Raw genomic sequence first — 20,162 nt, forward strand, 5'->3', positions numbered from 1 at the left:
CCCATGAAAAAAGCCGCTTTGAGCGGCTTTTTTCATGGGGAAGCGAAATCAGAATTTCGGCATGCCTTTCATTCCCCCCATGCGCTTCATCATCTTCATCATGCCGCTGCCCTTCATCTTTTTCATCATGCCCTGCATCTGCTCGAATTCGTTGAGCAGGCGGTTGACTTCCTGAACGTGCACGCCTGAACCGGCGGCGATGCGGCGCTTGCGCGTGGCCTTGATGAGTTCGGGCTTGCGGCGCTCCAGCGGCGTCATGCTCTGGATGATGCCTTCCTTGCGCTTGATGTCTCTCTCGGCCTTGTCCATGTCGACCTGGCCGGCCTTGGCGCTCATCTGGGCCGGCAGCTTGTCCAGCAGGCTGGACAGGCCGCCCATGTTCTTCATCTGCTGCAGCTGGCCCAGGAAGTCATTGAGGTCAAAGGCGTCGCCCGACTTGATCTTGGCGGCGAGCTTCTGGGCGGACGCCATGTCCACGCCGGCAGCCACCTGCTCGACCAGCGCCACGATGTCACCCATGCCCAGGATGCGGCCGGCATGGCGTTCGGCGTCGAACACCTCCAGGCCGTCGATCTTCTCGCTGGTGCCGGAGAACTTGATGGGCGCGCCGGTGATCTGGCGCACGCTGAGCGCCGCGCCGCCGCGCGAATCGCCGTCGGTCTTGGTCAGGATGATGCCGGTCAGCGGCAGCGCTTCCTTGAAGGCCTTGGCGGTGTTGACCGCGTCCTGGCCCTGCATGGCGTCGACGACGAACAGGGTTTCGACCGGGTTCAGGATGGCATGCAGCTCCTTGATTTCCGCCATCAGGGCTTCGTCAATCGCCAGGCGGCCGGCCGTGTCGACCAGCAGCACGTCGAAGAAATGCCTGCGGGCGTAGTCGATGGCGGCGCGGGCGATGTCGGCCGGTTTCTGGTCGGGCGTGCTGGGAAACCATTCGGCGCCGGCCTGTTTGGTGACTGTCTTGAGCTGTTCGATGGCCGCGGGGCGGTAGACGTCACCCGAGACCGTCAGCACCTTCTTCTTGCGCTTTTCGATCAGGTGCTTGGCCAGCTTGGCCGTCGTGGTGGTTTTACCCGCGCCCTGCAGGCCGGCCATCAGGATGACCGCCGGCGGCTGGGCCGCCAGGTTGATGTCGCTCACGCCTTCGCCCATGGTGGCGGCGAGTTCGCGGTTGACGATGCCGACCAGCGCCTGGCCCGGCGAGAGCGAGCCCATCACCTCCTGGCCCAGCGCTTTTTCCTTGACCCGGGCGATGAAGTCGCGCACCACCGGCAAGGCCACATCGGCCTCCAGCAGCGCCATGCGCACCTCCCGCAGCATGTCCTGCACATTGGATTCGGTGATGCGGGCCTGGCCTCGCATTTCCTTGACGAGGCGGGATAACTTGTCGGTAAGGGCTGAAGCCATGGGAAGGCGCCACGGGCGTGGGGCAGTTAGGTGAGGAAGGAAGGGCTGCGTTGGGGCCGGCGGGGAAAGCCGCCGCGAAAGCAGTAAAGGCTAAACTCTAGCCATGATTTTAGCTTTGAGCGACTGGTGGGGTCTTGCCGCGGCAGCCGGCGCCGCCGTCGCCTATGCCGTGCTGGCGCTGGCCACGCCGCGCCTGGGTGCCGGCACCATACGCGGCATGCTGCTGGCCGCCTGGCTGCTGCACGCGCTGGCGCTGGCCGACGGACTGCTCGGCGAGCCGGCCCGCTTCGGTTTTGCGCCCGCGCTGTCCATGACCGTCTGGCTGGTGCTGACGGTGTACGCGGTCGAAAGCCGCCTCTTCCCACAGATGCAGGCCCATTGGGCGCTGGCGGGGCTGGGCAGCGTCGCGGTCATCCTCGCCGCCATTTTTCCAGGCACCACTTACCATGCCATCGCCTCGCCCTGGCTGCCGCTGCACTGGGCCCTGGGCATTGCGTCGTATGGGCTGTTTGCCGCGGCGGTGGTGCACGGCTGGCTCATGACGCGCTCCGAACGCTCCATCCGGCTGGCCGCGCAAACCGACGCCGGCGTGCCCCTGCTGACGCTGGAGCGCCTGACCTTCCGCTTCGTGGAGGCCGGCTTCGTGCTGCTGTCGGCCACCTTGTTCGTGGGCTGGCTGTTCGCCGAAACCCTGTACGGGCCGGGCCTGGCCTGGAAATGGAACCACAAAACCGTGTTCTCGGTCCTGGCCTGGCTGACCTTCGCCGGCCTGCTGATCGGCCGCGCGCGCCTGGGCTGGCGCGGCCGCAAGGCGGTCCATGTGCTGTACCTGGGTTCCGGCCTGCTGCTGCTGGGCTATGCCGGTTCGCGCTTTGTGCTTGAAGTCATCCTGAGGCGGGCATGAAATACCTGCTGGTCATGGCCCTGGTGCTGGTGGTGTTCTGGATCTGGCGGCACAACCGTGAAACGGAACGCCGTGATGCGGCGCCCGCCCGTCCGCCAGCCCCGCAAAGACCGGGAGCGGCCATCACTGAAATCGTCGCCTGCGAAGTTTGCGGCGTGCATTTGCCGAAAACGGAAGCGTTGATCGGCAACAAAGGCATTTACTGCAGCGACGCGCACCGGCGCCAGACGGAAGGTTAAATGAGCACGCCGTCCCACTGGTTTGAAACAGGCGGCGACAAGGGCTCAGGCGGCTGGGAAATCACGGCCGGGCCGGGCTCATTCGGCCGCCTCTGGCATGTTTTCATGACCGCACGCGTCGCCATCGCTGCCGTGCTGGTCATCCTGCAGGCATTCATTTATGCCCTGGGCAACACCACCAACCGCTGGTCCATCGCGACCTGTATCGCCTATCTGTGCGCCACACTGGCGGTGCGGCTCTGGTCGCGGCCCCGGCCGCCCGGCAGCACCTTTGACGCGCAATGGGTGCTCACCATCGGCGTGGACGTCATCGCCTTCTCGGCGCTGAACTTCCTGCAGTCCGGTGGCATCAATTACACCCCGTTGTTCGCGCTGCCGGTGCTGCTGGCCTCCATCCTGGGCCCGATATTGCTGGCCTTTGGCACAGCCGCCAGCGTGACGCTGCTGCTGCTGGCCGACGCCTGGTGGAACTCGCTGCAGGGCCTGGGCGACGCCAACGCGCGTTTCCTGCAATCAGGCCTGAGCGGCTCCGGCTTCTTTCTCGTCGCGCTGCTCGCCAACCACCTGGCCCTGCGCCTGGCCAGAGAAGAGCAACTGGCCAAACGCAGCCAGTCCGCCGCGCGCATGCAAACGCAGGTGAATGAACTGGTGATCGAAGCACTGGCTGACGGCGTGCTGGTGGTCGACGTCAACGGCATCGTGCGCTCGGCCAATCCGGCCTCACGGCGCCTGTTGGCGGCCGACGATACCGTGCGCAGCGCCCCCTTCATCCTGGCCACGGAAGCCGCCTGGCAGCCTCTTGCCGAACTGACGCACCGCACCTTCGCGGCGCAATCGCCGCAGGAAGCCGACGTCAGCCTGGACAACGCGGGCGGCCACACCCGGCGGCTGCACGTGCGCACGCGCCTGGCCGCTTCGCCGAACGGCTCGCATGAGAGCCTGTGCGTGATGTTCCTGGAAGACCTGCGTGAAATGGAAGCGCGCGTGCGGACCGAAAAAATGGCGGCCATGGGCCGCATGTCGGCCGCGGTGGCCCATGAAATCCGCAACCCGCTGGCCGCCATTTCGCAGGCCAACGCCCTGCTCGAAGAAGACCTGCAGGACCCGGGGCAGCGCCGGCTCACCGCCATGGTCAGGCAAAACGCCCAGCGCCTGGCCCGTATCGTGGACGAGGTGCTGAATATTTCGCGCGCCCAGGCGCAGCTGCCTTCGCCGCAGACCACCACATTGCCGCTGGACGACACCGTCCGGAAGATCACATCCGACTGGGCGGAGCAGACAGCGGCGTCCGGGCGCACACGCATCACGGCGGACTCGGACAACGCCGTCGTGATTTTTGAGCCCGAGCATTTGCGGCGCCTGATGATCAACCTGCTGGACAACGCCTTGCGCTACGCCAGCGACTCCGCAGGGGCGATCGAAGTCGCGACCCAGGCCGTGGCGCCGGGGCAGTCGCGCCTGTCCGTCTGGAGCGACGGCCAGCCCCTGGAGCAGACCGTGCAAAGCCACCTGTTCGAACCCTTCTTTTCGTCGGAAAGCCGGTCCAGCGGGCTGGGCCTGTATATCTGCCGTGAACTGTGCGAACGCTACGGCGCCATGATCGGCTACCAGCGCGTGCAGCGCGAAGGCACCGAGGGCAACGAATTTTTCGTGATGTTCGCGCCCTCCGCGCAATCCCCGAACATCTCCGCGCCGTCTTTTGCCACAATGCCCACCTGACACCATGAGCATGCAAAACCCCGTTCCCCAGCAAGCCCGCATCCTCGTCATCGACGACGAGCCGGACCTGCGAACCCTGTACGAGCTGACCCTGCTCAGGGAGGGCTACCGGGTGGAGGCCGCCGGCGATTTGCTGCAGGCCCGCCAGCAGCTCAGTGAAAACCGCTTCGATGCGGTGATCACCGACATGCGCCTGCCGGACGGCCTGGGCCTGGAACTGCTGCGCGACATGGTGAGCCAGCAACGCAGCGAACGCTGCGTCGTCATCACGGCGCACGGCTCCGCCGAAAACGCGGTCGAGGCCCTCAAGGCCGGCGCCTTCGACTACCTCACCAAGCCGGTCGACCTCAAACAGTTCCGCAGCGTGGTGGCATCGGCCGTGCAGGGCGCCAGGCAAGCAGCGCCGGCCACCGACAAAACCGGGCGCGTCGCACCGGATTCCGGCATCACGCCCTTGTCGCTGCCCCTGCCGGTGGCCGCCGAAGCCCCGCTGATTTTGCAAAAGCTGGTCGGTGAATCGGCCGTCATGCGCGCTGTCAAGTCGCGCATCGTCAAAGTGGCCGGCAGCATGGCCCCGGTGCTGATCCAGGGCGAGTCGGGCACCGGCAAGGAATTGGTCGCGCGCGCCGTTCACGGCTGCAGCCACCGCGCGGCGGGCCCGTTCGTGGCGGTCAATTGCAGCGCCATCCCTGAGAACCTCCTGGAAGCGGAGTTCTTCGGCGCGCGCAAGGGCGCCTACACCGGCTCGGCGCAGGACCGGCAGGGCTACTTCCAGGCGGCCAAGGGCGGGACCCTCTTTCTCGACGAAATCGGCGACTTGCCCCTGGCCATGCAGTCCAAGCTCCTGCGGGCCATCCAGGAGCGCACCGTGCGGCCGCTGGGCTCCGCGCAAGAGGACTCGGTGGACGTGCGCATCGTCAGCGCCACCCACAAGGACCTGGTCGCCGAAGTCCAGGCCGGGACTTTCCGCCAGGATCTTTATTACCGGCTCAATGTGATCGAGATTCACGTGCCCGCCCTGCGCGAGCGCCGGGAAGACCTGCCGGCCCTGTGCAAAGCCCTGCTGGCCAGAATTTGCCATGAGTCCGGCTTCCCGGTACCCGAGCTGACCGATGCTGTGATGGGACAGCTGCGCGCCCTGCCTTTCAACGGCAACGTCAGGGAACTGGAAAACACCCTGCACCGCGCGGTGGCGCTCGGCGACGGCAGCGAACTGCATTTCGACGCGCCGGCCGAAGAGCAGGTCGCCGTTCCGGAAAACCTGCAGGACTACCTGGACAGGCAGGAGCGCAGCATCCTCACGAAAGTGCTGCTGGAAAACGGCTTCAATCGCACCGCGGCCGCCGCCAGGCTGGGACTGAGCCTGCGCCAGATCCGCTACCGCATTGCGCGCCTGAACATCGTGACACCGGGCAGCGAAGACCCCGCCGATGAACTCGACGCCGCCGATGACCCCGCCTGAAGGCCGGGGCGCCGGCACCCCGCAGCCCCTGTGGCGGAACGGCTGGTACCGCTATGCGCGCGCGCTGGCCTCGCCCAATTTCGGGCCGCGGCCAGAGGACGCGCTGATCGACCTCGTCGTCATCCACTCCATCAGCCTGCCGCCCGGCGAATTCGGCAACGGCAACGTGCAGCGCCTCTTCACCAACCAGCTCGATTGGGAAGCCCACGCTTACTTCCAGGGCATACGCGGCCTGCAGGTGTCGTCGCATTTCTTCATTGCCCGCTCCGGCGCCTTGTGGCAGTTCGTCGGCTGCGGCGACCGGGCCTGGCATGCCGGGGATTCGAACTACCGCGGGCGCGGCAACTGCAACGACGATTCCATCGGCATCGAGCTTGAGGGCCTGGAAGGCGGCGCCTTCGAAACGCCCCAGTACGAAACCCTGGCTGGCCTCTGCGCCTCGCTGCTCCAGGCCTATCCCATTGCCCACATCGCGGGACACGAACACATCGCGCCCGGCCGCAAGCAAGACCCCGGTCCGGGTTTTGACTGGCCCCTGCTGCAAGACTCGCTGGCCTTGCCGGCTAGGTATTTTCCCGAGACCACCTAGCCTCACGCGTACAAAACCACACCGCAGTGGTGCGCTTTGCATCCGGAAATTTCACGGTATTTTTACCGCGCTAACATGGGCTTGTGTTGGCGGGCGAAAGCCCGCGACGAGGCGCGCCGCAGCGTTGCCGGGGCCGCGCAAGCCTGATGGAATCAGGCTTTGCCGAAGATGAGCGGCACGAAATTGAGAGCGTCGCGCAGCCGTCCAAAACGGGGCGGAAAAAGCCACAAAACGTAACGATCCATTCAGTCGGCGATACACTACCTGTAGTGGCTTGTATTCCCCCCATACCCTAGGTATAGTGTCTAAGCCCTAATTCAGTTTGATGTAATTCGGGCCCCGGCGGCGAGGAATTGGTTCATGCTTTTTGAACACCTTCCGCCAAAACGGTTGCCCGCAACAGCACATCAAGCCAGTCATAAAACAAAGCAAAGAGGAAGTCATGCAAACAGCACAGCACGCAGTGCCCGCAACGTCCAGCGTTGCCGCCGGCAATCCGGCCGCCAGCGATACCAACACCCAGCCCAATCCCCTCGCCCACTACCAGATCATTCGCCGCAACGGCGGCGTGGTGCCCTTCGAGCCCAACAAGATCGCCGTGGCCATGATGAAGGCCTTCCTGGCCGTTCACGGCACGCAGGGTGCGGCGTCCGCGAGTGTTCGCGAAACCGTCGACGGCCTGACCCAGGCGGTGATCCGCGCCCTGATGCGTTCGCGCCCGGGCGGCGGCACCTTTCATATAGAAGACGTGCAGGACCAGGTCGAACTTGGCCTGATGCGCGGCGGCCACCACGAGATCGCCCGCGCCTACGTGCTGTACCGCGAAAAGCGCACGCAGGAACGCGCCCGCCAGCCGCAAACCCAGGCGCCCGCAGCGCCCCTGATCCACGTCACCGACCGCGGCAACCGCGTCGCCCTGGACATCCGCAACCTGCAGGCGCTGATCGAGGCCTCTTGCGCCGACCTGGGCGCCGACGTCAAGCCAGACCCCATCGTTGCGGAAACCATGCGCAACCTCTACGACGGCGTTCCCATCGACGAGGTCTACAAAGCGTCCATCCTGGCTGCGCGCACCCTGATTGAAAAAGACCCCGACTACACCTACGCCACCGCGCGCCTGCTGATGCACACCATCCGCCGCGAAGTGCTGGGCGAGGAAGTCAACCAGGAAGACATGGCCGTCCGCTATGCCGAATACTTCCCGCAATTCATCGCCAAGGGCGTGCAGAACGAGCTGCTCGACGAAAAGCTGCAGCAGTTCGACCTGGCCCGCCTGGGCGCCGCGCTCAAACCCGAGCGAGACCTGAAATTCGACTACCTCGGCCTGCAGACCCTGTTTGACCGCTACTTCCTGCACGTGCGCAAGCAGCGCATCGAACTGCCCCAGGCTTTCTTCATGCGCGTGGCCATGGGCCTGTCGCTCAACGAGATCAACCGCGAAGAGCGCGCCATCGAGTTCTACGAGATCCTGTCGTCCTTCGACTTCATGTCGAGCACGCCCACCCTGTTCAACGCCGGCACCCTGCGTTCGCAGCTGTCGTCCTGCTACCTGACCACGGTCGCCGACGACCTTGGCGGCATCTACGACGCCATCAAGGAAAACGCCCTGCTTTCCAAGTTTGCCGGCGGCCTGGGCAATGACTGGACGCCCGTGCGCGCCCTGGGAGCCCACATCAAGGGCACCAACGGCGAATCGCAAGGCGTCGTGCCTTTCCTGAAGGTCGTCAACGACACCGCCGTTGCCGTCAACCAGGGCGGCAAGCGCAAGGGCGCCGTCTGCGCCTACCTGGAGACCTGGCACCTGGACATCGAAGAGTTCCTGGAACTGCGCAAGAACACCGGCGACGACCGCCGCCGCACGCACGACATGAACACCGCCAACTGGATTCCCGACCTATTCATGCGCCGCGTGATGGAAAAAGGCAGCTGGACCCTGTTCTCGCCGTCCGACACGCCCGACCTGCACGACAAGTTCGGCAAGGACTTCGAAAAGATCTACGTCGCCTACGAAGCCAAGGCCGAGCGCGGCGAGATCAAGCCGTCCCGCAAGCTGCAGGCCACCGACATGTGGCGCAAGATGCTCTCGATGCTGTTTGAGACCGGCCACCCCTGGATCACCTTCAAGGACGCCTGCAATGTGCGCTCGCCGCAGCAGCACACCGGCGTCGTGCACTCATCCAACCTGTGCACCGAGATCACGCTCAACACCAGCGACACCGAAACCGCCGTCTGCAACCTGGGCTCGGTCAACCTCGTCCAGCACCTGAAGGACGGCGCGGTCGACCACGAGAAGCTCAAGAAGACCATCACCACGGCCATGCGCATGCTGGACAACGTGATCGACATCAATTACTACGCCGTCAAGAAGGCCCGCGACTCCAACATGCGCCACCGCCCCGTGGGCCTGGGCATCATGGGCTTCCAGGACTGCCTGTACGAGCTGCGCGTGCCTTACGCCTCCCAGGAAGCCGTCGAATTCGCCGACAAGTCCATGGAAGCCGTCTGCTACCACGCCTACTGGGCTTCCACCGAACTGGCCAAGGAACGCGGCAAGTACGCCAGCTACAAGGGCTCGCTCTGGGACAAGGGCATCCTGCCGCTGGACACGCTGGACATGCTGGCCGAGCAGCGCGGCGGCTATATCGAAGTCGACCGTTCCGCTACGCTGGACTGGGACGCCCTGCGCAAAAAGATCGCCCAGGACGGCATGCGCAACTCCAACTGCGTCGCCATCGCCCCGACCGCCACCATCTCCAACATCATCGGCGTGGATGCCTGCATCGAGCCCTGCTTCGGCAACCTCTCGGTCAAATCCAACCTGTCCGGTGAATTCACGGTCATCAACCACTACCTGGTGCGCGACCTCAAGCGCCTGAACCTGTGGGACGACGTGATGGTGGTGGACCTCAAGCACTTTGACGGTTCGCTGCGCCCCATCGACCGCGTGCCGCAGGACGTCAAGTCGCTGTACGCCACGGCATTTGAAATCGAGACCTCCTGGATCGTCGAAGCGGCGGCTCGCCGCCAGAAATGGATAGACCAGGCGCAATCGCTCAATATCTATATGGCGGGCGCTTCGGGCAAGAAGCTCGACGACACCTATAAGCTCGCCTGGCTGCGTGGCCTGAAGACCACCTATTACCTGCGCACGCAGAGCGCGACGCACGCCGAGAAATCGACCGTGACCGCGGGCAAGATGAACTCGGTGTCGTCCGGCTCCGCACCCGCCGCCGGCGGTATGAGCGCGCTCGAAACGGCCGCCGCAGCAGCACAGGCACAGATGAATGCAACGCCTGCCACCGACATCAAGTTCTGCGCGATCGACGATCCGGGATGCGAGGCCTGCCAATAAAAGCATTGAATCGCGGGACCGCCCGGCCCCGCGATTCGATGTATATGAGCAACACAATTTTGTAGCGATGTGAATGAACACTTTTCATTTTGTATCGCTGCTTTCATAATCCCACAGTATTGGAAACCTCTATGTTGACCTGGGACGAAGAAGTCAAACCATCGTTGCAAACATCTCAGAACAGCGGCTCGCCCGAAGGCCGCTCGATGGAACTTCCGCCTCTTTCTTTTAACGCCGCCGAGCAACCCCAGGCGCAAGTGCGCATGCTCAACGACGGTGCCTTCACACCGGCACAAGCCGCAGCCCCTTCGGCTCCTGTCTCCGCAGAACCCGCCAAGGCACAGCGCGTCAAGGCTTCCGACAAACGCATCATCAACGGCCAGACCGACGTCAACCAGCTGGTGCCGTTCAAGTACAAATGGGCCTGGGAAAAATACCTCGCCACCTGCGCCAACCACTGGATGCCGCAGGAAGTGAACATGACGCGCGACATCGCCCTCTGGAAAGACCCGAACGGCCTGACCGAGGACGAACGCCGCCTGGTCAAGCGCAACCTGGGTTTCTTCGTGACTGCCGACTCGCTGGCCGCCAACAACATCGTGCTGGGCACCTACCGCCACATCACGGCGCCCGAGTGCCGCCAGTTCCTGCTGCGCCAGGCTTTTGAAGAAGCCATCCACACCCACGCCTACCAGTACATCACCGAGTCGCTGGGCCTGGATGAAGCCGAGATCTTCAATGCCTATAACGAAGTCCAGTCCATCAAGGACAAGGACCAGTTCCTGATCCCTTTCATTGAAGTCATCTCCGACCCGCACTTCAAGACCGGCACCACCGAAGCCGACCAGACCCTGCTCAAGTCGCTGATCGTCTTCGCCTGCCTGATGGAAGGCCTGTTCTTCTACGTCGGTTTCACCCAGATCCTTGCCCTGGGCCGCCAGAACAAGATGACCGGCGCCGCAGAACAATACCAGTACATCCTGCGCGACGAGTCCATGCACTGCAATTTCGGCATCGACCTGATCAACCAGCTCAAGCTCGAGAACCCCCATCTCTGGACGGCGGAGTTCAAGGCCGAGATCAAGGCCCTGTTCATGAAAGCCGTCGAACTGGAATACCGCTACGCCGAAGACACCATGCCGCGCGGCGTGCTCGGCCTCAACGCCTCCATGTTCAAGGGTTACCTGCGCTACATCGCCAATCGCCGCGCCACGCAGATCGGACTTGAAACTCTCTTCCCCAACGAGGAGAATCCATTCCCGTGGATGAGCGAAATGATCGACCTGAAAAAAGAACGCAATTTCTTTGAAACCCGCGTGATCGAGTACCAGTCCGGTGGTGCCCTTTCCTGGGATTGATTGAACAAGACGCGCAACACAAGCCGACAATGATTTCTAGAATTGCAATGACCAATGACAGCACCGCAGAGTGCGCGTTGGGCTTTGCTCCTGTGTTCGCGGCGCTGGGACCGGTTTATCCGGGGCCCAACGCCGTGAATCGCTTTACGTACTCCAACCGTGAAGTGCTCTTTGCAACGTGATCAAGGAGAAAACTATGGCAACTGCGAAAAAAACTGCGGCTAAAAAAGCTGCTCCGAAGAAAGCCCCTGCGAAAAAAGTAGCGGCTAAGAAGGCTCCTGCGAAAAAAGCAGCAGCGAAAAAAGCTCCGGCTAAAAAAGCTCCAGCGAAAAAAGTAGCGGCCAAAAAGCCAGCTGCGAAAAAATCGCCAGCGAAAAAGCCAGCAGCCAAGAAGGTAGCGGCCAAGAAGGTAGCGGCCAAGAAGCCAGCGGCGAAGAAAGCCGCAGCGAAAAAGCCGGCAGCCAAGAAGGCCGCGAAGAAGGTAGCGAAGAAACCAGCGGCCAAGAAAGCCGCTGCGAAGAAGCCTGCCGCCAAGAAAGCAGCGAAAAAGCCCGCTGCGAAGAAAGCCGCGAAAAAACCTGCTGCCAAGGCGCCCGCTGCCGCGGCTGCGCCTGCGGCTCAGACGACTCTGAACCCGCAAGCGGCCTGGCCGTTTCCGACAGCCAGCAAGCCGTAAGCAGTAAGGTAATTCTGCTTAGAGCCCGATATCGAAAGATGTCGGGCTTTTTTCATGCCCGGCCCACTCCCTCATCCACCCGATTGCCTGCCCTGCTCAACCATGACCCCGCCCACACCACCGCCTGACCTTGCTTTTCTGCGGACGGAAAAGAACGGCGATGTGCTGGTCGATGTGCACGTGGTGCCAAATGCCGCCAGAACCCAGGCGGCAGGCCTGCACGGCGAAGCCGGCCGGCAGGCACTTCGCCTGCGGCTGCAGGCGCCACCGGTGGACGGCAAGGCCAACCAGGCGCTTGTGAAATGGCTGGCCGGCTGCCTGGACGTTCCGCAGCAAGCAGTCACGCTGGTGCGCGGAGAGGCCTCCAGGCGCAAGCAGCTGCGCGTGAGCGCTGCGGCGGCCGGCCGGGCCGCATGGGATGTCTTGGTGAAAGCGGCGGGCGAGGATGGCTCGCCTGGTTGATGAGAAGAGGCGAGGTTCAGCCCGCGATCTGGGCAGCCGTCAGCGTGTAGTTCTGGCCGCCGCGCGTCGCGATCTTCAGTGCGCCAACCCGGTTGCCCAGCGCGGCGCAACGCGCCAGCGGCCAGCCCTGCTCCAGGCCGAACAGCAGTGCCCCGCGAAAGGCGTCGCCGCAACCGGTCGGGTCCACCACGGCCTCGGCCTTCACGGGCGGCACCAGGGTTTTCTCGCCGTCAATCCAGACTTCGCAGCCTTCGGCGCCCAGCGTCACCACCAGGCCCTGCACGCGCCGGGACAATTCGGCGCAGGACAGGCCGGTGCGGTCGCAGAGCATTTTGGCTTCGTAGTCGTTGACCGTGACCCAGGTGGCCAGCTCGACGAAATGCGAGAGCTCCTTGCCGTCGAACATGGGCAGGCCCTGGCCCGGGTCGAACACAAAGGGGATGCCGGCCGCCTTGAACTGCTCGGCATGCTGCAGCATGGCGTCGCGCCCATCGGGCGAAATAATGCCCAGCTTGATGTCGCCGCGCGCCGCGATGCGCGTCACGTGGGCCTGCATCATCGCGCCGGGGTGAAACGCCGTGATCTGGTTATTGTCGCGGTCGGTCATGATCATGGCCTGCGCGGTATAGGTGTCGCCGACCTGGCGCACGAACTCGGTGCTGATGCCCAGGGCAGTCATGCGCTCCACATACTCTGCGCCGTCGCTGCCGACCGTCGCCATCGGCAGTGCCGTGCCGCCCAGCTGCCGCAGGCTGTAGGCGATGTTGCCGGCGCAGCCGCCGAATTCGCGGCGCAGCGCCGGCACCAGGAAAGACACGTTGAGGATGTGCAGCTGGTCGGGCAGGATCTGCTCGGAAAAGCGCCCCTCAAAGCTCATGATGGTGTCAAACGCCAGGGAACCACAGATAACAGCGGACATTGATTTTCTCGTTTCAATCAGGGATAAAAAACCAGGACACGGTAGCCCGCCACCCGCAGGGCTGCGGGCGCGGAAGGAGAGGACGAAGCGGAGGAAGGGGACGACGCGGGAGCATCACCCGTGACTTTCATGATGACCAGGCCCGCCAGTTCGGACTGCGCCGCCAGCGTCGCGGCCTTGGCGCCGAACTGCGCCGGCGCCAGGACGCGGCGCACCACGGCCTGGTCCTGGGTGTCGGTCAGGGTCACTTCCAGCGAGGGCATTTCCAGCACCGTCACGCCGGTGTTCTTGAGCGTGAAGCTCAGGCGGTAGGCGTCGGGGCCTATCCGGTTGAAGCTGGAGCTGTCGATGACCAGCGTCTCAATGTGGCGCGGCGGGCGGACCTCACAGTGCAGCGGGCCGCACAGCGCCTGCAGCGCCGGCAACAGCCCCGGCTCCAGCGCGGCCAGCGTATTCCTTTGCTGGATCGCCCATTGCGCCACCAGTGTGGCCAGCAGCAGCAAGGACAGCAGGGCCAGTGACCAGCGCGTCAGCGGTTTTCGCCAGAAGGCCTTGCGCCGCGCTTCCCGCACAAAAGACACGTCGTGTTCCACGGGCCGTCCCGGCATGCCGGAATCCACGTCCGAATAGGCGAAGCTGGAATCGTCCTCGATGGCCTCCTCGCGCACCACGACGGACTGGCGCGGCGGCGGCGCGTCGGGCAGTGATTCGGCGGGCAGCTCCAGCGGGTCGTGCTGGCGTTCCTGCTGAGCCTGCTTCCAGCGCACGGGATCAAAATCGGCGGCGCTGTCCTGGGCGTCGTCCCAGCCGGGGCTGGAAGGCCTGAGCGGCGCCCTGTCGGCAAACGAGCGGGCCGGCGCCCATTCCTGCCGGGACGGCGCCACCGGTGGATCGGCCTCGGGCAGGCTTTGGGGCTCGGTCGGCGCGTCAAACACCGGAAGGGGCGCGGCGGTCGTGTCGGGCACCGAGTCGAGCAGCGCGGCCGCGGGAGCGGTCAGCGAGGACATGTCGCGCGGCAACAGATGGGCCGACGCATCGAACACTTCGGCGCAATGCCCGCATCGCACCCAGCCTTGTGAGACTTTGAGTTGGTCGGTCACGACTTTGAACATCGTGCCGCAGGCGGGGCAGCGCGTAATCAGGCTCATTTAGCGCTGTATTGTAGGGGTGGCGCCTGTCTCCGACGGCCTGGAAACCGCCATACGCGACGGCCGGTGCCGGCTCAGAACCGGGCGGTCATCAGGATCCAGCCCTCTTGCGTGTCATGCACGCTGAGCTGGCAATAAGGAGCGTAGGCTTCCTTGAGCTCGTCGGCCTGGCGCTCCAGGATGCCGGCGAGCACCAGATGGCCGCCTTTCTCGACGTGCGCGCACAGCAGCGGCGCCAGCACCTTGAGCGGCGTGGCCAGGATATTGGCCAGCACGGTGCGGTACTGGCCCAAGGCTTTTTCGGGCAAGCCGGCATTGAGCGCCACATGGTTGGCCTCGGCATTGGCGCGCGTCGATTCGACGGCGGCCGGATCAATGTCGACGGCGTCGATGTCGGCGGCGCCGAACTTCGCCGCGCCAATGGCCAGGATGCCCGAGCCGCAGCCGTAGTCCAGCACACGGCCCAGGTCCTGGCCGGTCCGGCCAGCGATCCAGCGCAGGCACATGCGTGTGGTCGGGTGCGTTCCCGTGCCAAAGGCCAGGCCCGGATCCAGGCGAATCACCTGTTTGGCTTCGGCGGGCGGTTCATGCCAGGTCGGCACGATCCAGAATTCAGGCGTGATGTCCACCGGCTCGAACTGCGACTGCGTCAGGCGCACCCAGTCTTGCTCCGGCACGGGCTGGATGGCGACCACGCGGCAGCCGGCGAAAAAATCCTGGGCTGCCAGCACCTCGGCCGCGTCGCGCGCCAGGGCTTCGGTGGCAAACAGCGAAACGATGCGGGAGCGCTCCCAGCCCGCCTTGGGCGGCGGCATGTCCGGCTCGCCGAACAGCGCCTGCTCGGCCGGCGTCTGGGCGTCGGCGTCTTCCACCGACACGCTGAGCGCATCGAGTGCGTCCAGCGCCTCGCTGAGGGTTTCCACCTCATCGACGGGGGCCAGAAGGATCAGCTCGAACAAACTCATCGCGCGCCCGGGAAGTGCTCAGCGCTCACGTTTCGACAACCACTCTTCCAGGTAGTGGATGTTCGTGCCGCCGTCCATGAACTTGGCGTCCACCATCAGCTCACGGTGCAGCGGGATGTTGGTGTTGATGCCTTCAACCACGGTTTCGGCCAGCGCCGTGCTCATGCGGGCCAGGGCCTGCTCGCGCGTATCGCCGTGCACGATGATCTTGCCGATCATGGAGTCGTAGTTGGGGGGCACGAAATAGTTGGCGTAAATGTGCGAATCCACGCGCACGCCCGGCCCGCCGGGGGTGTGCCAGGTCGTGATGCGCCCCGGCGAGGGAACGAACTTGTAGGGGTCTTCCGCGTTGATGCGGCATTCGATGGAATGGCCCTTGAGTTCGATGTCGCGCTGGGCGAACGGCAGTTTTTCGCCGGCCGCCACCATGATCTGGGTGCGCACGATGTCCACGCCGGTGATCCACTCGGTGACCGGATGCTCCACCTGCACGCGGGTGTTCATCTCGATAAAGTAGAACTCGCCGTTTTCGTAGAGGAACTCGAAGGTGCCCGCGCCGCGGTAGCCTATCTTCTTGACGGCAGCGACGCAGCGCTCGCCGATGCGCTCGATCAGCTTGCGCGGAATGCCGGGCGCCGGCGCTTCTTCAATGACTTTCTGGTGGCGGCGCTGCATGGAGCAGTCGCGCTCGCCCAGCCAGACCGCGTTCTTGTGCTGGTCGGCCAGGATCTGGATTTCGATGTGCCGCGGGTTCTGCAGGAATTTCTCCATGTAGACCTCGGGATTGCCGAAGGCTGCGCCGGCCTCGGCCTTGGTGGTCTGCACCGCGTGCAGCAGGGCCGCCTCGGTGTGCACCACGCGCATGCCGCGCCCGCCGCCGCCGCCGGCCGCCTTGATGATGACGGGGTAGCCGACCTGCTTGGCGGTGCGCTTGATGACGACCGGGTCATCAGGCAAGGCGCCCTCGGAACCGGGCACGCATGGCACGCCGGCCTTGATCATGGTCTGCTTGGCCGAAACCTTGTCGCCCATGATGCGGATGGATTCGGGCGAGGGGCCGATGAATTTGAAGCCGCTTTTCTCCACCCGTTCAGCGAAGTCAGCGTTTTCGCTCAGGAAGCCGTAGCCGGGGTGGATGGCTTCGGCATCCGTCACCTCGGCCGCCGAGATGATGGCGGGCATGTTGAGGTAGCTGTCTTTGGAGGGCGCCGGGCCTATGCAGACCGATTCGTCCGCCAGCTTGATGTATTTGGCTTCGCGGTCGGCCTCGGAATAGACCATCACGGCCTTCACGCCGAGCTCGCGGCAGGCGCGCTGGATGCGCAAAGCGATCTCCCCGCGGTTGGCGATCAGTATTTTCTTGAACATGCGTCGGTAAGCCTGGTTTGAAAAGGAGGCGCTCAGCCCCGCTTATTCAATGATGAAGAGGGGTTGGCCGTATTCGACAGCCTGGCCGTTTTCCGAAAGGATCTTGGTGACCGTGCCCGACTTGTCGGCTTCGATCTCGTTGAGGATCTTCATGGCCTCGATGATGCAGATGGTCTCGCCTTCCTTGACCACGCTGCCGAGTTCGACAAAGGGCTTGGCGCCAGGGCTGGCCGAGCGGTAGAAGGTGCCCACCATGGGCGACTTGACGGCATGGCCGGCCGGGGCGGCAGGCGCCGCATCGGCGGCCGGAGCACCAAGCGCACCGGCGGCCGGGGCCGCTGCGGGAGCTGCTACCATGGCAACCGGCTGCTGCATCACGACGGGGGCGCCGCTGGATTTGACGATGCGCACCTTGCCTTCAGCTTCGGTGATCTCCAGCTCGGAGACGTTGGACTCCGAGACGAGGTCGATCAGGGTTTTGAGTTTTCTTAAATCCATGGGTTCTCTCCAACGACGGTAGATGCTGGCGCGGGATCTCGGCGCAGCTTTTGACTGAAAGGCCGGAAACAGGGCGCACTTGACGCGGCCACCGATCTTCCTTCTTTTTTCACTTACTTTCTGCTTTTACGCTTTAAAGCGCTTATCAGTTAATTACTGCGGGGAGCAGCCAAGCGGCTTTCCCCGGGAAAGCGCAGAGTGTACATCAAGCCGGAGGCCATTCCAAACCGTCTGGCGGCTGGCTTTGTTTCCCTGGATGGGGCTCAGATATTGCTGTTAGAAGCTTGTTACCGCAGGTTAACGAGGATTTCGCGGCGAAAGCCGTAACAGGCAGCTAGGTGAGCTTGGCCCACTGCGCCAGGTCTTCAGGCAGGACCTTGCCGATCTTGCGATGCAGCAGTTCGCCCGACGCGCTGAACACCGCCGTGAACGGCAGGCTGCCGGCGATGTTGCCCAGCGACTTGCTGAGTTCCGTCCCGCCCAGGCCGGCCATGCCGACCGGAAAATGCAGGGGTTTGCTTTGCAGCCAGGTCCGCACCGCGCTCGGTTGGTCGACAGCCAAACCGACTATTTGCAGGTTTTTATCGCGGTTTTCCTGGTAGAAATAATCCAATAGCGGCAATTCCTCGACACAGGGCGGGCACCAGGTAGCCCAGAAATTCACCAGCAAGAGCTTGCCGCGGAAGCTGCTCATGGACAGGTTCTTGCCATCGGGCGTGTCGAAGTTCAGGCTCCAGAAGGCGTCGGATGCGCCGCCCGCCGTGCCCACGACACCCGCCCCAGTCGGGCTTGCATCCACCTGGTGCGGCTGGAATTTCCACCAGGCCATGGTGGCGCCGGCAATTCCGGCTATGGCGGCGGCGCTGCCATAAAGCATGTTTCTGCGATTCACGTGTCTGAAGCTCCGGCTTGGGAAGTCAATAATTTTTGCACGGCGGCGAGGTCGCCCCGTGGCGTCCGGCCCTTGGCGTCGGGTTTGAGGGCACCGCGCAAGTCGTCATGGTCGTAGACCATCAGGTGCACACCCACCGTTTCATTCAAAGGTTTGCACACACTTCGCAGGCTGAGCGCTTCCACGCTGTCGCCGGTAAAACCGGTGACGGTGCGCGGCTCGTAGTCCACATTGTGCTCAATCAGTGCGATTTCAGCCGATTTGGGGTCATCGCAGAAAAGCTGGATGTAGATGTCGGACAGCCGTGTCGCCGTGCCATGCCACACCGCGCCGCCCAGGTAAGGCCGGAACTGCGCCAGGCGCTCCATCCAGACCAGGGCCAGCTCGCGCAGGGCGGCCAGCTCGGCCGGTTGGGTGTCGGCGCAGAAAAGCGCAATGTATTCGCGCACCGCGTCTTCGAGCTCGTCGTTGCCGGGCAGTTCGGTGCGCGCCGGCAGCGCCATCTGTTTGACGGCGCGGCGTTTGGCGGGGCCGTATTCGAGTCCTTCTTCGACCACCATTGCGGCGGCTGTAGCGGCGATTTCGGATTTAAGGGTGTGTGGGGTCACGGTCGGCAGGCCCGAAGGCCAGGAAGGATACGAGGGCAGCGAAGCGATTGTGCCCCTGTTAGGCGCCCATCTGGCCCTAAAGTTCACCGCCCGCCACAGCCCACTGCCCCGGCGGCATTGGGCCGGCAAAAAGCCCTGCCTAGAATACAGGCCCATGCACATACATATTCTGGGAATCTGCGGCACTTTCATGGGCGGCCTGGCTGCCCTGGCGCGGGAGGCGGGGCATAAAGTCACCGGTTGCGACACCGGCGTCTACCCGCCCATGAGCGACCAGTTGCGCGGCCTGGGGATCGAACTGATCGAGGGTTACGGCGCGGACCAGATGGCCTTCGAGCCCGACGTGTTTGTGGTCGGCAACGTGATCTCGCGCGCCCGGCTGGCCGATGGAACGCCCAAGTACCCGCTGATGGAAGCCATCTTGAACAGCGGCAAGCCCTATACCAGCGGCCCGCAATGGCTATCGGGCCATGTTCTGCACCACCCCACGCACCACGCAACCGGCCCGCGCCACGTGCTGGCCGTGGCCGGCACGCACGGCAAGACCACCACCACGGCCATGCTGGCCTGGATCCTCGAGCATGCCGGGCTGAAGCCGGGTTTCCTGGTCGGCGGCGTGCCGCTCAATTTCGGTGTCTCGGCCCGTCTCGGCGAAGGCAACACCTTTGTCATCGAGGCCGACGAATACGACACCGCATTTTTCGACAAACGCAGCAAGTTCGTGCACTACCGGCCGCGCACCGCCGTGCTGAACAACCTGGAGTTCGACCACGCCGACATTTTTGACGACCTTGCGGCCATCGAACGGCAGTTCCACCACCTGGTGCGCACCGTACCCTCGCAGGGCCGCGTGGTCGTCAACGCGGCCGAGGCCAGCCTGCAGCGCGTGCTGGCCCAGGGCTGCTGGAGTGAGCAGCTACTCTTTGGCAACGGCCTGCTGAACAAAGCCGGCTTCACGGCCCATGGCGAGCCGCACGATTTCCACGTGCTCAGGGCCGGCGAGGCCGTGGCCCATGTGAAATGGGGCATCAGCGGCGTGCACAACCAGCTCAATGCCTTGGCCGCCATCGCGGCGGCAGAGCATGTAGGCGTGGCGCCCGAGGCCGCGGCACTGGCGCTGGCGGCATTCCAGAACGTGAAGCGCCGCATGGAAGTGCGCGGCGTGATCCCGCGCAAGGGTGGCGACATCACCGTCTATGACGACTTCGCCCACCACCCCACCGCCATCCACACCACGGTGGACGGCCTGCGCCGCCAGCTGCAAAGCGCCGGCCGGGGCGCCGAACGCATACTCGCCATCTTCGAGCCGCGCAGCAACACCATGAAGCTGGGCGCCATGACGGCCCAGCTGCCCTGGAGCCTGGAGCAGGCCGACCTGGCCTTCTGCCACGCCGGCGGGCTGGACTGGGACGCGCGCGCCGCGCTGGCGCCCATGGGCGAACGCGCCCAGGTCGCCGGCACCATTGACCAGCTCCTCGACCAGGTCAAGGCGGCGGCCCGGCCTGGCGACCATTTGCTGTGCATGAGCAACGGGGGCTTTGGCGGGATTCACGCCAAATTGCTGGAGGCGCTGAAAGCCTGAGCTTTTGCCTGAAG

General features: G+C 64.2%; 18 protein-coding genes. 10 read left to right on the forward strand and 8 right to left on the reverse strand.

What is annotated here, in order from left to right; translation table 11 throughout:
* Positions 1–48: 48 nt before the first annotated feature.
* Positions 49–1,407 carry a signal recognition particle protein gene (gene ffh, locus AC1D1F_RS18920; RefSeq protein ID WP_477695991.1) on the reverse strand — a complete coding sequence of 453 codons (1,359 nt, stop codon included), beginning with the start codon at positions 1,405–1,407 and terminating at the stop codon, positions 49–51.
* 103 nt (positions 1,408–1,510) lie between these two features.
* Between ffh and AC1D1F_RS18925 the strand changes: the two genes are divergently transcribed.
* From AC1D1F_RS18925 to AC1D1F_RS18965, 9 genes are all read left to right on the forward strand, one after another.
* A complete protein-coding gene (locus AC1D1F_RS18925; protein ID WP_477653014.1) occupies positions 1,511–2,311 on the forward strand; it encodes a cytochrome C assembly family protein in 801 nt (266 codons plus the stop codon).
* On the forward strand, positions 2,308–2,550 hold the full coding sequence (locus tag AC1D1F_RS18930; RefSeq protein ID WP_477677288.1) for a PP0621 family protein: 243 nt from the start codon (positions 2,308–2,310) through the stop codon (positions 2,548–2,550). The genes AC1D1F_RS18925 and AC1D1F_RS18930 overlap by 4 nt, the downstream gene beginning before the upstream one ends.
* Positions 2,551–4,269 carry a sensor histidine kinase gene (locus tag AC1D1F_RS18935; protein WP_477695992.1) on the forward strand — a complete coding sequence of 573 codons (1,719 nt, stop codon included), beginning with the start codon at positions 2,551–2,553 and terminating at the stop codon, positions 4,267–4,269.
* Between the two features lie 4 nt (positions 4,270–4,273).
* Positions 4,274–5,731, forward strand: a complete 1,458-nt coding sequence (locus tag AC1D1F_RS18940) for a sigma-54-dependent transcriptional regulator (RefSeq protein ID WP_477677286.1) — start codon at positions 4,274–4,276, stop codon at positions 5,729–5,731.
* The gene (ampD, locus tag AC1D1F_RS18945; protein ID WP_477677285.1) at positions 5,718–6,320 is read left to right on the forward strand and encodes a 1,6-anhydro-N-acetylmuramyl-L-alanine amidase AmpD; all 603 of its coding nucleotides are present in this window, start codon (positions 5,718–5,720) and stop codon (positions 6,318–6,320) included. Before AC1D1F_RS18940 ends, ampD begins: the two co-directional genes overlap by 14 nt.
* Positions 6,321–6,762: 442 nt before the next feature.
* Positions 6,763–9,672, forward strand: a complete 2,910-nt coding sequence (locus AC1D1F_RS18950) for a ribonucleoside-diphosphate reductase subunit alpha (protein WP_477695993.1) — start codon at positions 6,763–6,765, stop codon at positions 9,670–9,672.
* Between the two features lie 131 nt (positions 9,673–9,803).
* Positions 9,804–11,030, forward strand: coding sequence for a ribonucleotide-diphosphate reductase subunit beta (locus AC1D1F_RS18955; protein ID WP_477679242.1), 1,227 nt, complete (start codon positions 9,804–9,806; stop codon positions 11,028–11,030).
* Positions 11,031–11,226: 196 nt separating this feature from the next.
* Positions 11,227–11,706 (forward strand): histone H1-like DNA-binding protein, encoded by a 480-nt coding sequence (locus AC1D1F_RS18960; protein WP_477695994.1) that lies wholly within the window; start codon positions 11,227–11,229, stop codon positions 11,704–11,706.
* A gap of 102 nt (positions 11,707–11,808) precedes the next feature.
* Positions 11,809–12,168: a DUF167 domain-containing protein gene (locus tag AC1D1F_RS18965; RefSeq protein ID WP_477679244.1), complete on the forward strand. Its 360-nt coding sequence runs from the start codon at positions 11,809–11,811 to the stop codon at positions 12,166–12,168.
* A gap of 16 nt (positions 12,169–12,184) precedes the next feature.
* Here AC1D1F_RS18965 and AC1D1F_RS18970 read toward each other — a convergent pair whose 3' ends face one another.
* The 7 genes from AC1D1F_RS18970 to AC1D1F_RS19000 all read right to left on the reverse strand — a co-directional run bounded on the left by AC1D1F_RS18970 (position 12,185) and on the right by AC1D1F_RS19000 (position 18,518).
* Complete coding sequence (locus tag AC1D1F_RS18970) at positions 12,185–13,087, reverse strand: carbohydrate kinase family protein (RefSeq protein ID WP_477700798.1); 903 nt, start codon at positions 13,085–13,087, stop codon at positions 12,185–12,187.
* 17 nt (positions 13,088–13,104) lie between these two features.
* Positions 13,105–14,235, reverse strand: coding sequence for a DUF3426 domain-containing protein (locus tag AC1D1F_RS18975; protein WP_477677769.1), 1,131 nt, complete (start codon positions 14,233–14,235; stop codon positions 13,105–13,107).
* 74 nt (positions 14,236–14,309) lie between these two features.
* Positions 14,310–15,194: a 50S ribosomal protein L11 methyltransferase gene (gene prmA / locus AC1D1F_RS18980; protein ID WP_477677775.1), complete on the reverse strand. Its 885-nt coding sequence runs from the start codon at positions 15,192–15,194 to the stop codon at positions 14,310–14,312.
* A gap of 24 nt (positions 15,195–15,218) precedes the next feature.
* A complete protein-coding gene (gene accC / locus AC1D1F_RS18985) occupies positions 15,219–16,568 on the reverse strand; it encodes an acetyl-CoA carboxylase biotin carboxylase subunit (RefSeq protein WP_411877990.1) in 1,350 nt (449 codons plus the stop codon).
* A 42-nt stretch (positions 16,569–16,610) separates the two neighbouring features.
* Positions 16,611–17,066 carry an acetyl-CoA carboxylase biotin carboxyl carrier protein gene (gene accB, locus AC1D1F_RS18990; RefSeq protein WP_477677771.1) on the reverse strand — a complete coding sequence of 152 codons (456 nt, stop codon included), beginning with the start codon at positions 17,064–17,066 and terminating at the stop codon, positions 16,611–16,613.
* Between the two features lie 334 nt (positions 17,067–17,400).
* Positions 17,401–17,958: a TlpA disulfide reductase family protein gene (locus tag AC1D1F_RS18995; protein ID WP_477677772.1), complete on the reverse strand. Its 558-nt coding sequence runs from the start codon at positions 17,956–17,958 to the stop codon at positions 17,401–17,403.
* Entirely contained in the window at positions 17,955–18,518 is a 564-nt protein-coding gene (locus AC1D1F_RS19000; protein WP_477682692.1) for a hypothetical protein, read from the reverse strand. Before AC1D1F_RS19000 ends, AC1D1F_RS18995 begins: the two co-directional genes overlap by 4 nt.
* 202 nt (positions 18,519–18,720) lie before the next feature.
* Between AC1D1F_RS19000 and mpl the strand changes: the two genes are divergently transcribed.
* Positions 18,721–20,148 (forward strand): UDP-N-acetylmuramate:L-alanyl-gamma-D-glutamyl-meso-diaminopimelate ligase, encoded by a 1,428-nt coding sequence (gene mpl / locus AC1D1F_RS19005; RefSeq protein WP_477677773.1) that lies wholly within the window; start codon positions 18,721–18,723, stop codon positions 20,146–20,148.
* Positions 20,149–20,162 lie beyond the last annotated feature (14 nt).

It is taken from the genome of Polaromonas sp. P1_H6, from assembly GCF_056405195.1.

Coding starts and splice junctions, on each gene's coding strand:
- ffh (WP_477695991.1), bottom strand. CDS start 1,407: ATGGCTTCAGCCCTTACCGACAAGTTATCCCGCCTCGTCAAGGAAATG.
- AC1D1F_RS18925 (WP_477653014.1), top strand. CDS start 1,511: ATGATTTTAGCTTTGAGCGACTGGTGGGGTCTTGCCGCGGCAGCCGGC.
- AC1D1F_RS18930 (WP_477677288.1), top strand. CDS start 2,308: ATGAAATACCTGCTGGTCATGGCCCTGGTGCTGGTGGTGTTCTGGATC.
- AC1D1F_RS18935 (WP_477695992.1), top strand. CDS start 2,551: ATGAGCACGCCGTCCCACTGGTTTGAAACAGGCGGCGACAAGGGCTCA.
- AC1D1F_RS18940 (WP_477677286.1), top strand. CDS start 4,274: ATGAGCATGCAAAACCCCGTTCCCCAGCAAGCCCGCATCCTCGTCATC.
- ampD (WP_477677285.1), top strand. CDS start 5,718: ATGACCCCGCCTGAAGGCCGGGGCGCCGGCACCCCGCAGCCCCTGTGG.
- AC1D1F_RS18950 (WP_477695993.1), top strand. CDS start 6,763: ATGCAAACAGCACAGCACGCAGTGCCCGCAACGTCCAGCGTTGCCGCC.
- AC1D1F_RS18955 (WP_477679242.1), top strand. CDS start 9,804: ATGTTGACCTGGGACGAAGAAGTCAAACCATCGTTGCAAACATCTCAG.
- AC1D1F_RS18960 (WP_477695994.1), top strand. CDS start 11,227: ATGGCAACTGCGAAAAAAACTGCGGCTAAAAAAGCTGCTCCGAAGAAA.
- AC1D1F_RS18965 (WP_477679244.1), top strand. CDS start 11,809: ATGACCCCGCCCACACCACCGCCTGACCTTGCTTTTCTGCGGACGGAA.
- AC1D1F_RS18970 (WP_477700798.1), bottom strand. CDS start 13,087: ATGTCCGCTGTTATCTGTGGTTCCCTGGCGTTTGACACCATCATGAGC.
- AC1D1F_RS18975 (WP_477677769.1), bottom strand. CDS start 14,235: ATGAGCCTGATTACGCGCTGCCCCGCCTGCGGCACGATGTTCAAAGTC.
- accC (WP_411877990.1), bottom strand. CDS start 16,568: ATGTTCAAGAAAATACTGATCGCCAACCGCGGGGAGATCGCTTTGCGC.
- accB (WP_477677771.1), bottom strand. CDS start 17,066: ATGGATTTAAGAAAACTCAAAACCCTGATCGACCTCGTCTCGGAGTCC.
- AC1D1F_RS19000 (WP_477682692.1), bottom strand. CDS start 18,518: ATGGTGGTCGAAGAAGGACTCGAATACGGCCCCGCCAAACGCCGCGCC.
- mpl (WP_477677773.1), top strand. CDS start 18,721: ATGCACATACATATTCTGGGAATCTGCGGCACTTTCATGGGCGGCCTG.